The sequence below is a fragment of the Catenulispora sp. MAP12-49 genome (assembly GCF_041262705.1).
Taxonomy (GTDB): domain Bacteria; phylum Actinomycetota; class Actinomycetes; order Streptomycetales; family Catenulisporaceae; genus Catenulispora.
The window spans coordinates 88,721-101,309 of record NZ_JBGCCP010000015.1 but is presented as its reverse complement, the minus strand read 5'-3'; the positions used below and the strand labels follow the sequence as shown (position 1 = coordinate 101,309).

10 protein-coding genes are annotated in these 12,589 nt (G+C 68.5%); 4 read left to right on the top strand and 6 right to left on the bottom strand.

Translation table 11 applies throughout. From position 1 onward, the window contains the following. Window positions 1–233 precede the first annotated feature (233 nt). Window positions 234–3,446 carry a S8 family serine peptidase gene (locus tag ABIA35_RS25825; protein WP_370359606.1) on the top strand — a complete coding sequence of 1,071 codons (3,213 nt, stop codon included), beginning with the start codon at window positions 234–236 and terminating at the stop codon, window positions 3,444–3,446. 75 nt (window positions 3,447–3,521) lie between these two features. Here ABIA35_RS25825 and ABIA35_RS25820 read toward each other — a convergent pair whose 3' ends face one another. The 4 genes from ABIA35_RS25820 to ABIA35_RS25805 all read right to left on the bottom strand — a co-directional run bounded on the left by ABIA35_RS25820 (window position 3,522) and on the right by ABIA35_RS25805 (window position 6,854). Next, window positions 3,522–4,250 (bottom strand): SDR family NAD(P)-dependent oxidoreductase, encoded by a 729-nt coding sequence (locus tag ABIA35_RS25820; RefSeq protein ID WP_370343547.1) that lies wholly within the window; start codon window positions 4,248–4,250, stop codon window positions 3,522–3,524. A gap of 185 nt (window positions 4,251–4,435) precedes the next feature. Beyond that, complete coding sequence (locus tag ABIA35_RS25815) at window positions 4,436–4,990, bottom strand: hypothetical protein (protein ID WP_370359605.1); 555 nt, start codon at window positions 4,988–4,990, stop codon at window positions 4,436–4,438. A gap of 223 nt (window positions 4,991–5,213) precedes the next feature. Continuing rightward, a complete protein-coding gene (locus tag ABIA35_RS25810) occupies window positions 5,214–5,387 on the bottom strand; it encodes a hypothetical protein (protein ID WP_370343544.1) in 174 nt (57 codons plus the stop codon). Between the two features lie 246 nt (window positions 5,388–5,633). Next, entirely contained in the window at window positions 5,634–6,854 is a 1,221-nt protein-coding gene (locus ABIA35_RS25805; RefSeq protein WP_370359603.1) for an RICIN domain-containing protein, read from the bottom strand. A 319-nt stretch (window positions 6,855–7,173) separates the two neighbouring features. On the opposite strand from ABIA35_RS25805, the gene ABIA35_RS25800 reads away from it, so the two are divergent. From ABIA35_RS25800 to ABIA35_RS25790, 3 genes are all read left to right on the top strand, one after another. Continuing rightward, complete coding sequence (locus tag ABIA35_RS25800; RefSeq protein WP_370343542.1) at window positions 7,174–8,187, top strand: LacI family DNA-binding transcriptional regulator; 1,014 nt, start codon at window positions 7,174–7,176, stop codon at window positions 8,185–8,187. Between the two features lie 108 nt (window positions 8,188–8,295). Next, window positions 8,296–8,829 (top strand): SigE family RNA polymerase sigma factor, encoded by a 534-nt coding sequence (locus tag ABIA35_RS25795; RefSeq protein WP_370359601.1) that lies wholly within the window; start codon window positions 8,296–8,298, stop codon window positions 8,827–8,829. 20 nt (window positions 8,830–8,849) lie between these two features. Beyond that, window positions 8,850–9,989 (top strand): hypothetical protein, encoded by a 1,140-nt coding sequence (locus ABIA35_RS25790; RefSeq protein WP_370359599.1) that lies wholly within the window; start codon window positions 8,850–8,852, stop codon window positions 9,987–9,989. Window positions 9,990–10,105: 116 nt separating this feature from the next. Here the strand turns inward: ABIA35_RS25790 and ABIA35_RS25785 are convergent, their stop codons facing one another. Together ABIA35_RS25785 and ABIA35_RS25780 are read right to left on the bottom strand one after the other, a co-directional pair. Then, the gene (locus ABIA35_RS25785; protein ID WP_370359598.1) at window positions 10,106–11,530 is read right to left on the bottom strand and encodes a DUF4041 domain-containing protein; all 1,425 of its coding nucleotides are present in this window, start codon (window positions 11,528–11,530) and stop codon (window positions 10,106–10,108) included. Window positions 11,531–11,576: 46 nt separating this feature from the next. Continuing rightward, a complete protein-coding gene (locus tag ABIA35_RS25780) occupies window positions 11,577–12,272 on the bottom strand; it encodes a DUF4236 domain-containing protein (RefSeq protein WP_370359596.1) in 696 nt (231 codons plus the stop codon). Window positions 12,273–12,589: the final 317 nt, after the last annotated feature.

The window sequence follows — 12,589 nt, the reverse complement described above, 5'->3', positions numbered from 1 at the left end:
TCCGGCCATCGGGTCTGGCCCACGCGCCGAGCCGGGGCGACAATCAGGCGTCGTGCGGAAATCCCGCAGGGCTCTTATATCGATTCGGAGCGTACATGCCGTTCCTTCGTCGCCGCCGAAGTGCTGTGCTCACCACCTTGTGCGCAGCCACCCTCACCCTCACAGCGATACCCGCGAACGCTTCATCAGCACCGGCACCATCCATGTCCGTAGACCAACCCGTGATCGTCGTGATGGCGAATCAGTCCCTCCGGCACTCCGCGATCGCCTCCGCACAGGCCCCGTTGCTCAGTTCGCTCAAGTCGGCGAACAGCCGGAACGTCCGCCCGCTGACCGTCATCAATGCCCTGAGTGCCACCGTGTCGCCCGCCGAGGAGCAGGCGCTGCGCAGCGATCCCGACGTGTCCGAGGTCGTGCCCGACTCGGCCATCAAGGTACGCCCCGGCTTGACCCTCCCGACTCTTCCAAGAAGCCAGAGCGGTCCGGCCAAGGCCGCCGCCGCGACCCTTCCATCCGGGACATGCGCCGCGAACGGCGGCGTGCAGCTCAACCCGGAGGCGGACGAGGCGATCAAGGCCGACTCCGACGTGCCTGGTGCGAAGACCGCGCGCTCCCTCGGCTTCACCGGCGCCGGGGTCACCGTCGGCGACATCGCCGCCGAGATGGACGTCACCACCCCGGACCTGGTCCGGTCCGACGGCTCGCATGTCATCGCCGACTACCAGGACTTCACCGGCGAGGGCGGGAACGTCCTGGGCGGCAACGAGATCGAATCAATGCTCGACGACGGCATGATCGCCGCCCAGGGCGACCACGTGTACAACCTCCAGGACTACACCGCCTCGGCCCTCGGCAAGCCGTGCCTGATCCGCCTGGAGGGCGTGGCCCCCGGCGTGACCCTGGACGCCTACAAGGTCTACGGCGAGGACGACTACACCACGACCTCCGCGTTCCTGCAGGCCATCGACTACGCGACCACCGTCGACCACGTCAACGTCCTCAACGAGGAAGCGGGCAGCTTCCCGATGCCGGACACCAGCGCCGACCTGATCAAGGCCGCCAACGCGGCCGCGATGGCGGCCGGCGTCACCATCACGGTGCCGTCCTATGACGCCGGGAACCAGAACACGATCTGGTCTCCCGCGTCCCAGCCCGGCGTCATCGCCGTCGGGGCGTCCACCACGTTCCGCTCCTACGCGCAGGCCGACACCGCCGGCTACGACGACATCGGCGCGACCGGCCACGTCAGCGACAACATCAGCTCCCTGTCCTCCGGCGGGTCCACCGAGCAGGGCCGCAGCATCTCGGTCGTCGCGCCCGGCGACCTGGACTGGATGATCTGCACCCCGGACAAGACCCTGGCGCCGGACTGCCTGGACAGCCTCGGCCGGCCGAGCCCGGTGCTCCAGGAGGGCGGCACCAGCGAGGCCGGCCCCCTCGTGGCCGGCGTGGCAGCGCTCGTGATCCAGGCGTACCGCTCCGCGCACGCCGGTGCCAGCCCGACACCTGCCCTGGTGGACCAGCTGATCGAGAGCACCGCGGACGACCTCGATGTGGTCGGTTCCGAGCAGGGCTCCGGACTCGTGGACGCCTACCGCGCCGTTGAAGCGGCGCTGTCCATCCACACCCCGGATGGCGCCGGCAAGCCGACCGGCGACACCGTGACCCTGAGCGCCGATCAGTTCGACGCCACGGCCGCCCCGGACACGGCGCAGCACTTCACCAGCACCCTGACGAACACCGGCACCGGCACGCAGACCGTCAGCCTGGCCGGCCGCACCCTCGGCCCGAGCAGCGTGGTCGCGAACCGCACCGTGCAGCTGACGAACGGCGGCTCCACCTACGTGGACCAGTCCGGCGTCAAGAACAACTACCTGAAGGTGACCTTCCAGGTCCCGCCGGGCCAGGACCGTCTGGACTCGAACATCGCCTGGCCCGGAACCGGACAGTACCCGGTGAACCTGGTGCTGCTCGACCCGAACGGCCGGTTCACCGCGAACAGCCTGCCCAACGGCAACGGCAACCACGGGCATGTGGACGTGCACTCGCCGGTGCCCGGCACCTGGACCGCGGTGATCTCCGACGCCGCCACGTCCGGCTATACCGGGAGCGTGCTGTTCAACGCCACGGTGGCCGAGTTCGTGCCGTTCGGCCAGGTCACGCCGTCCACGGTGACGCTGCGACCGGGTCAGAGCACGAACATCGCGGTGAGCGCCGAGACCCCGCCGCAGGCCGGGGACCTGAGCGCCGCACTCGTGATCAGCGGCTCGCGCTCCGGCCGCAGCACCGTCCCGATGACGCTGCGCTCGCAGGTCGCGATGACCAACGGCACGGGGTCCTTCTCCTCCGACATCCAGGGCGGCAACGGCCGCGGCTACGTGCCGGCGCAGAGTGAGTTCTACGTCGTGAACGTCCCGGCCGGCGCGCCGGCGCTGGACGTCCGCACCGCGCTGGCCGGCCACAAGACCGATCCCTATTACGTCTACCTGGTCTCGCCGGACGGCCAGAACCCGGCGCGGGCGTCGAACCAGACCCTTGAAGGCAGCGGGAGCAGCGCGAAGACCGTCGCGAGCTCCGGGGCTCTCCTCAGCGTCCTGAATCCCGAACCCGGCCAGTGGACCGTCATCGCCACCTTCACCAACCCGGTCACCGGCGACGCGCTGGACACGACCTTCACCGGCGAGGTCGACCTCCACGGCGTCGGCGCGGCCTCCACCGGCGTCCCGCGAGGCGGCGTGCTCGCCCGGAACAAGCCCGTCACCATGAGCTTCACCGTCCACAACACTTCGCAGGGCATCGAGTCCTACTTCCTGGACCCGCGGCTGGACCAGTACGTCACCATGCCGCTGGCCTCGACGACCCCGACGGCGAACCTGACCCTGCCGTTGGCGTCCACCAACCCGGAGCCGCAGTGGATCGTGCCGACGCGGACCAGCCAGGTCTCGATGGCGGCGGTCTCGACCGCGCCGGTCCAGTTCGACTCCTCGCCGTTCAACGGTGAGCCGGACGTCGCCTCGACCGCTGTCGGAAACGACGCCTTCGCCAGCTACAGCGCTCCGCACTCTGGCAGCAGCACCAGCATTACCCAAGGCGACTGGGACATCGTCCCGCAGCCGACCGGGCCGTTCGGCAGCACCGCGGGCACCGCGAGTTCGACGGCGTCCTTGTCCATGACGGCCGTCAGCCAGGCCTTCAACGCGGACGCGGTGTCGGGCACCGGGGACCTCTGGCAGCTCGGGGTGAATCCGAACGCGGCGTTCACCCCGGTGATCGTGCAGCCCGGCGGGCAGGCCACCCTGACGCTGACCCTGACCCCGAGCCAGGTGTCGGGCACCGCGGTGTCCGGCGTCGTCTACCTCGACGATTCCTCGGCGCTGAGCAACAACGGCATGTCGCCGACCGGCGACGAACTCGCCGCGTTCCCGTACCACTACACCGTTCAGTGAGCACCGCCGAGTAAGACCACTGCGACGCACTCCCGGTACCGACCGGGAGCGCGTCGTGCTGTATCGCCAAGGGCACTACTCCGACTCGGAATCGGCCACGAGCGCCGCGTACTCGACCTCCATCGCCTTCAGCGCGCCGCCGCGCCAGGAGTCCGCGACGAGTTCGGACATCGGGTCGGGGAAGATCTCGTCCTCGCCGGCGGCCAGGCCGTCGAAGATGCGCTTGGCGACGGCTTCCGGCGCGGCCTTGGGGATGTCGAAGCCCTTGGTCATGTCCGTGTCGACGACGCCGATCATCGCCGCGTGCACGCGCACGCCGCGGTTGGCCAGGTAGGCGCGCAGCCCCTGGGTCAGGGAGAAGGCCGCGGCCTTGGACACCGAGTAGCTGGGCAGCAGCGGCATGTTCGCCCAGGACGAGGTGGACAGGATGTTGAGCACCGCGCCCCGGGCGGTGGTCAGGGCGGGCAGCATGTCCTGCGTGACCGCGAAGGACCCGAAGACGTTGACCGCGAAGTGCTGCTGGAGCAGGGCCGGATCGGTCAGGTCGTCGTCCCACAGAGCCAGTCCGGCGTTGTTGACGAGCAGGTCCAGCGAGTCCACGGCGTCGGCGGCGGCGCGGATCTGGGCGGCGTCGGTGATGTCCAGCGTCAACGGCACGACGCGATCGTCGGTGTAGTCCAGAGGCTGCCGCGTCCCGGCGAAGACGCGCGTGGCGCCCCGGGCCAAAGCCTCGTGCACCAAAGCCTTCCCGATACCGCGGTTGGCACCGGTCACGAGAACTGTCTTACCCGACATCGTCGACATCTGATCTCTTTCCTGAAGTGGTCGGTGGCAGCACAGAGTACTGATCGGCCACAGGCCTGTCGCCCCCAGCAGGTTTTCACAAACATTTGATATTCGGCGCCTCACGGAATCGCCGGGAACAGCGAGTCCCGCCGTCGCACCGGCGACGGCGGGACAGGATTTCACCTAATGGTTCCGGACCCCGCTCAGCAAGCCTGAACGTAGTAGGCCGGGATGAAGTTGTAGTCGTCGTTGTCCGCGCCCTGCGGGATGTTCACCAGGACGTTGTGGCTCGAGCCCTTGATGTAGGCGTGGGTTCCGGGCGAGTCGCTGTTGTGGTACTCGCCCGTCCCGTTCCAGTTCTCCAGGGCCCAGTCCGAGCCGCCGTTGTGGCAGTGGTAGAACGAGTACACCTTGCCGCCCTGGTAGGCGTACTGGTTCTGGTAGACGCAGAAGTGGTTCGCCGGGCACGGGGTGCCGCTGGTCGTGTTGATGTAGCCCCAGCAGTCCGACGTCGAGCTGATCGAGCACTGCCCGATGCCGCTCACCCACGCGCCGTTGTTGCCGCTGTCCTGCGGCGTGACGGCGGCCGGCGCGGCCACGCGGGTGCCGTCGGCGCGGACGGCCGTCCCGGCGGCATTGGCTCCGGTCGCGGTGGCTCCGGCCGCGGTGGCTCCGGCCGCGGTGGCGACGCCGGAGGTGAGGCCGATCATCAGCATCACCAGGGCGACGATCAGGCCGAGAATCTTGGGTAGTGCCACTCCTTCCAACCCCCTTCGCGTGCCTCGCACCGACCATTTCCGCCGATGCGGTGGCACTCGAACATCGTGGTAAGCAATGACCACGCTTGTCCCGGCGTCCGGTTAGCGTCAATGCGGGATTATGTGGGGCGTCACGCTTTTGGCAACACGGCGACGGGCGAAAGGGATTTCAGGGAATGATCGCCGAAATCAGAACTCTGACGTCATGTCGTGTTTCCTTCAGTCAGAACGGCAACAACCGCCCCGACGGAGTCCGCAGATCCAGCTCCGGCAGATCGCGCAGCTTGCGTCCCGACGACTTCTGGACGCGCACCTGTCCGCGCCCGGAGGCCACGATCCGCACGGTGCCGCTCGGACGCCGCCAGTCGTCGCGCGTGGTGTCGGCTGAGCCGTTCATGATCGCCTCCCGGGCTCCTGCGGTCTGGGGTCCTGCTGCTTCGGCCATCGGCCTTTCGGGGCGTGGTACCCAGCCCGGGCGGGCGTGAACATCGCGGCGGCGGACTTCACCGGAGCGGATGGCTATGAAGAGCTCTGATTCGCCGTGATTCACTGTCGCACGCCGGGCATCGGCTGCCTTCTGGGGACGCCGAAGCGGGTCCCGCGCCGCGGCACGACGCAGGACCCGCCCCGGTTCCGGCCCCGGTCAGCGCAGCGACCAGACCTGGTTGGCCTGTGTCCCGCTGCCGTAGCAGTCCCAGATCTGGAGCAGGGTGCCGTTGCCGGTGCCCTGGTTGTCCGCGTCCAGGCACTTGCCGGAGTTGGGGTTGGTGATCGTGCCGTTTCCGTTCACCTGCCACTGCTGGGCGCCGCTGCCGTTGCACGACCACAGCCGCACCTGGGTGCCGTCCGCCGTGCCGGCGCCGGCGACGTCCAGGCACTTGCCGGTCTGCGGGTTGACGAAACTGCCGCCGGTGGAGGACCAGCGCTGGTTCCAGGCGCCGCCGCAGTCCCAGAGCTGCACCGGCGTGCCGTCGGCGGTGCCGAGGTTCTGGATGTCCAGGCACCGGCCGCTGCCCTGCCCCACGACCTCGTTGCCGCCGCCGGTTCCGCCGCCACCGCCACCACCACCGCTGCCGGAGGCGTTGGCGTTGAAGGAGAAGGAGTTCACGCCCAGGCCCGGGCCGCCCTGCCAGGGCTCGAAGCCGAACTGGACGCTGGTCAGGTACCAGGCGCTGCTCATGTAGCCGCGGCTGAGCGAGTCGTTCGTGAAGTCCTTGATGTTCACGGTGATCGCGTTGGTCGGGTTCTCACGGACGTAGGAGACGTCGTTCCAGCCGATGCCGCCGTTGTTCATCCGCGACTCCCAGACGTCCCACGTGGCGCCCTCGATCACGGCGGTGCCGACCTGCGAGCCGGCGGGCCGGGGCGCGCCGGCGTGGTTGGCCCAGATCATCAGCTCCTCGCCGTCGTTCTGGCCGGAGGGGTTGGGCTGGGTGTCGAACCAGATGTCGTACGAGGAGTCCCACTGGCCGGCGGCGGTGTTGAAGTTGACGCTGGACTGCGGGTTGCCGAACGCCGAGACCTGGAGCGGCAGGCCGCTGTTGGCCGAGCAGTTGCCGTAGTGGCAGCCGGCGTAGATCGACGGATAGGCCGCCGGCGCGCCGCCGGTGCTGACGTTGTGGTTCCCGGTGGTGACGGAGAACCCGTCGTTCGTCACGTCCAGGCACTGCTGGATCGTGTCGCCCCATTCGTTGTTCTGCACGATGTACTGGCCGCCGGAAACCGAGGTGCTGTCGAACTGTCCGCAGATCGCGGTGTCCGCGTGGGCCGCGGGTCCGGTGAAGACGCCCGCGGCGGCCACCGTGAGTGCGAGCAGCCAGCCGCGCCACTTCCGAGGGAGCGGGGTGCGGGGGAACTGAGCCATGAGCAAAACCTTCCCTTGCGTCGGTCTGACCCGGTCGAGTCGGGGCAGATGGAGTCGGGGGTGCCAGCGCTTCCGGCATGGCGGAACCGATCGACCTGGTGTTGAGATCATCAGCCGATGTCAGCCCGGGATGCGGAACTGGAAGCGCTTCCGGTGAGAGTAACCGCGCAATGGCCGACAGGGAAGGGGGCTTGCAAGGATTCTGTTACGCACCGGCAATGACGAGCCCTGCCACAGCTCACGGCTCGCCTGCTCGCGGCACACGGCATGATGAGATGATGGGAGCGCTTCCAGTCCCCCGGCGAAAGGCAGACCCGCCATGCCCGAGGCCTCCCGCCGCCAGCCCACCCTCGACGAGGTCGCCGAGCGGGCCGGCGTCTCGCGCACCGCGGCCTCCCGGGTCCTGAACAACGCCCCGCACGTCAGCAAGGCCAAGCGCGAGGCGGTCCAGAAAGCGGTCCGGGAACTGGGCTACGTCCCCAACGCGACGGCCCGGGCCCTGGCCACCCGCCGCGCCGGCGCCGTGGTCCTGGCCATCACCGACGACGACTCGGCCCTCGGCCAGGACACCCCCTTCTACAGCCAGGCCATCGCCGGCGTCACCGCCGCCCTGGAGGAGACCGGCCTGGAACTCATGCTGGTCCTGGTGAACTCACCGCGCAGCCGCGCCAAACTCCAGCAGGTCCTCCAGACCCACAGCGCCGCCGGCGTGATGCTGATGGGCCGCCACAGCGACGATCCCCTGACTGACCAAGCCGAACAGGCCGACACCCCCGTCGTCTTCGGCGGCCGCCCGCTGAACTTCGAACCCCGTTTCTACGTCGACTCCGACAACCGCGGCGGCGCCCGAGCAGCCACCGAACACCTCATAGCCCAAGGCCGCCGCCGCATAGCCACCATCACCGGCCCCCTCGACAGCGATGCGGGCCTGGCCCGCCACCGCGGCCACCTGGACGCCATGGCCGTGGCCGGACTGGACGCCACGCGCGTCGTCCACGGCGACTACACGGAAGCCAGCGGCACCCAGGCGATGCAGGCCCTCCTGGCCCGCCACCCCGACCTCGACGCGGTCGCCGCCGGGAACGACACCATGGCCATCAGCGCCCTGCGCGTCCTCACCGCGGCCGGCCGCCACGTCCCCGACGACGTCGCCCTCACCGGCTTCGACGACTACCAGGCCGCCCGGCACACCACGCCGCCGCTGACGACGGTGCACCAGTCGATTCAGGCGTGGGGCCGGGAGATGGCGCGGATGCTGCTGGCGGTCGTCGACGGGGAGCAACCCAGCCCTTTGATACTGCCGACGCGGTTGATCGTGCGGGAGTCGAGCTGAGCCGGCCGACATTCCTCCACCCCCGAGCCAACCTTCCCACCCCCTGAAGGCCTCTGACCCCTGACGGTGTCCGGCAGAGCCCGGATACGAACGACGAAGGGGCGGGGCGTGCGCGCGGAACACGAAGAGGACTTCCGACAGTTCGTGATCGACAGCCGGCATCGGCTGGTGCGCACGGCGTACGTCTTGACCGGCGACTACGCCAGGGCCGAGGACCTGGTGCAGACCGCGCTGGTGAAGACCTACCGGGCGTGGGGGCGGATCGAGCGGCGGGATGTGCCGGAGCATTACGCGCGGCGCATCGTGATCCACTTGCACGCTTCCTGGTGGCGGCGTGCCGCGCACCGGTCCGAGCGCCCCGTCGCCTTCCTGCCGGAGGTGGCGGCGGCCGACGGCACCGAGGCCGTCGATCGGCGCGACCTGGTGTGGCGGGCCGTGCTGACGCTGCCGCCGCGCATGCGGGCGATCATCGTTCTGCGCTTCCTGGAAGACCTCAAGGAGTCCGAGACCGCCGAGGTCCTCGGGTGCTCCGTCGGCACCGTCAAATCCCAGACGTCCAGGGCCCTGGCCAAGCTCCGGACGCAACTCGGAACGGAGGCCGCTGCCGAGCGGGCAGCGGCGACCACGTGGAAAGCCGGGTGAACCGGATGACGGAGGACACCATGACCGACGAACACGAGAGCGCGTTCACCGACGAGCTGGCCGGCAGCCTGCGGGCGGCTGCCGCTCTGAGCCCGCGCTCAGCCGACCCCTACGGCCCGCTGGGCCCCGCGATCGCCCGCGACCGCCGCAGGCGCACCACCCTCGGCGCGTCGCTGGCCGTCGTGGCCGTGCTGGGAGCCGCGGTCGGGATCGGCAGCGCGGTGGGGCGCGGCGGCTCGGGCCCGGCCTCGGCCGCGGCCGCGGGCGGCCCGACGCACTCGCCACTGGCACCGCCGACGAACCCCGCGACGAGCCCCGCAACGAGCCCGGTGACGCATGACAGCGCGCCGACCACGCCGCCGAGCAGCCCGTCGGCCACCACATCGTCGCCGCCGAGCTCGAGCTCCACCACCGGCCAGGCGATGATGTTCGGCTGGCCCACGGACTACGCGCTGTTCCCGGGCTACCAGACGTCGACGGCGCAGGCGAAACCGACCGTGGACGCGATGATCCACGCCTACGGCAAGCCGGTCGGCGACGGCACCCGCGACGTCCTGGACAACCTGGTCGGCTCGTTCAAGCTGTGCGGCTACACACTGTCGTCCTACACCTTCAAGATCGAGTGGGCCGGCAACCTGGCCCACTCCGGCGGCGACGGCGCGGCCGTCGTCGACGTCAGCCACGGCGGCGCCGTCTACCGCATGTTCGGCTCCGACTCCTACAAGGGGATCTGGCTGGAGCTGCCGGAAACCATCGACGCGAGCGAGGCCACCCACCCCGAGGCGGCACCGCTGGCCGAACTGGACTCCCCGGCTCAGGTCTTCTACGCCCCCGTCGTCGCCACCCCCGGCTCGAAGGTGACGGTCGCGGGCACCAAGACGACCGACATCGTCAACGGGACCACGGAGCCCTTCCAGTCCGACCAGGTCACGGTCGGAGCATCCGGCGTCGTCGAGGTCAAACTCACGACCCGCGACCCGAAGACCGGCTTCCTGGCCTACCCGAACATCACCTCCGTGACCATCGTCCGCCCCAACGGAACCACCGCCACGGCCCCCCTGGTCGGCGGCACCAGCGACGCCCAGGAGCAGGCCGCGCGCGAGCTGCTGCCCGCGAACACGACCTGCCCCGGGATGACGCCGGAGAAGCTGCAGCGCTGACGATCGGTGCGGTGGAACGGGGGTGAAGCAGGTCAGGCCGGCGGTCCTCTGGGGCTGTCGGCCTGACCCGCTGAGCCATGGAAATAGCGCGTTCGAGGGCGAGCCCGACATGACCGCTACATAGCGTGCTGCGATTGGCGCCACTCCAGCGCTTCGGGTGTGGCGGTGAACTCCAGCAGGTGATGGCTCACATGCCGACTTAGCGCGTCGCGTACCTCGGCCGGCGTCACCCGGAAGAACTCGCGACGCATGTTCACGCGGTTCAGCCGACTTTCCGCGAACTCGTGGTGCAACGCGGTCTCCAGCGACACGGCGTCCTCGCTGAAAACGAGCGCATGCACGTCGAACCGGAACGGCACCGAAGCATCGCCGAGCTCACGCACCCTGTCCATCGGATCCAACCGGCGGGTGAGGCCGATTTTGACGACGTCCGGGCCGAAGGAACCGACGTTGGAGATGACGTACACATAGCCCGCCCGGATGTTCGCCTCACGGTCCTCGACGCCTTTGATCGCGGCGTCGATTTCGGCAAGCTTGCCCTCCAGCGTCGTTCGATCATCCGCGTCGCCCAGACGAGCGAGCGCCCCGTGGTAGTGGGCTTGCTCCTTGAGCAGACGGGCCTTCTCCCGCTCGAACTCCTTCTGGGCCTTGGCTTCCTCACGCTGGCGCTCGCGTTCCTCGCGGACCCGTTCCTTCTCCTCCTCCACCTTGACCAGGTAGTCAGCCGTCAGCTCCAGTTCCTGGACGCGCAAGGCATGGTAGGCATCCGAGACACGGATGTTCATCGTGGTGCCGAGTTTCGCGATGGTCTCGCGCGTCTTCGACAAGCGGGCCACAGCGGCGTCGACTTTGAAGGCGCGAAGATCCCGGACAAGGGTGTCCGCCTCCGCGTTGTAAGCACGCAACATCAGCTTGGAGAACTCCTTGACCATCTTCCGGCCCTGAGCCAGGGAATTGTTGACCCGCCAATCGGTGGCACTCAGCACGGCGTTCCCCCGGCGCCCGCTTTCCTTGATGAGCTCGCGCAGCTTCTCCAGGCGCATCTTGTACGCCACCGCGTCCTCGAGCCGGTGCCGATACTCGTAGATGCCGACCTCTTGGAGCAGCTGCTCATCGCGGAGTTGGATGATGTCGGAACGAAGCGACTCGGCCTCCGCCTGCGCCCGCGAAAGCACCTCCAACGCCCCGATCTGCTGGCGCTTCAGCTCCGAGAGCTCCCTCGTCGCCAAAGCGACCTCTTCGGCTATCTGCCTCGGGTCCATCCCCGTCAGCCGGGCTATCTCCGCCCGAAGAGCCTCGTTTTCCACTTCCGCGCGCTTACGTTTGCCGAGGAGGCCACTTTGGCCACTCCCGATCGGGGTGTACGTCGGCGCCGCGAACGCGAACGACTGCTTCGGCACGTCGGAGTGCGTGAGCGGAAGCCAGAACTGCCAGCCGGGCGGGGCCGGCGGCCAGGCCGGATCAGGCTGCCAGCCCGGGGGTGGCATCCAGCCCTCGGGTACCGGCGGCCAGCCGGGCGCGGCATTGAAGCGATACTGCAAGTGGATCCCTCCCCACCTTATGTGTTGCACGCACGCACCTGTTGTCTCAACCGGGCAAGACGAAGACGGGGTCGCCTTTTGTAGCCGTTCTCAGCCAGGCCAGGCTCTTGGGGCTTACCGACCCGCATACCATGCGGTCAGAACCGTGAGCATCCTTCAGCACCAAAGACGCCGACCACAGGCGACGTCGGATAGTCACCTCGCCCACCGAGCTGAGATTCACGGAGACGATTCGGCCACCGCGAAGGAGCTGGTCGGCCTGGAACATCAGCAACCTCCGTGTTGTCAAAACCAACACGTCCCGCGCCGGATTGAGCTTACTGACGGCCAAGAAGAGGCGAGTCTCCTCACCGGGTTCGGCAAGTGACGCCATGAATCCCGCGAGGAACATAGCCTTGCGCTCGCTAATGCGAGGGCCATGCGCAGGAAGCAGTTCCCCCGAGGCCAGCCATGCTCGTTCGATCTCGGACCGGGTGGGAACACGGGGCTTGACAGCCCGGCTTTTCGGCGGGGCGGTCGCCTTGGAAGGCTTCGCCGAGCTGGGGCGAGCCTTCTTCGTGCCGCCGCTCGACTTGGTATAGCTCAGTCCCGTTCCCGGAGCGGATAACGTCGTCTGCACGCGGCCGTCGGCCCGCTTCGTGACGCGGGCTCCTTTGACTCCCGCCGAGTAGCTGATGCCGGACTTCGACGCGGTCACCCTGATCGGTCCGGCTTTGAAAGTCTTGCGGTACCTAGAGCCCATACCACTCCTTGGTCCACTTCGGGGAATGCCGGGAATAATTCTCCGGCCAAGACCGCCTCCGATTAGATATCCACTTCGGAGAGAGCACCATGATTTCAGGACTCCGCAATGCTGTGAAGCGGTAAGCATTTTGCCAATCGACCTACTGGCAATCCCATAGTCACGCTCGTCTGTCGCGGCTCATCACGTTGGCGGTGCGAGTCGAGGCTGCGGGGGCCGACCACCCACCACCCACCCGGGACCTATGGCCACTCCCGCACCGGGCCGAAAGACCGTTCCCCAATCGGCCAAAGCAGGGCAAAATAGCCATAGAGGGA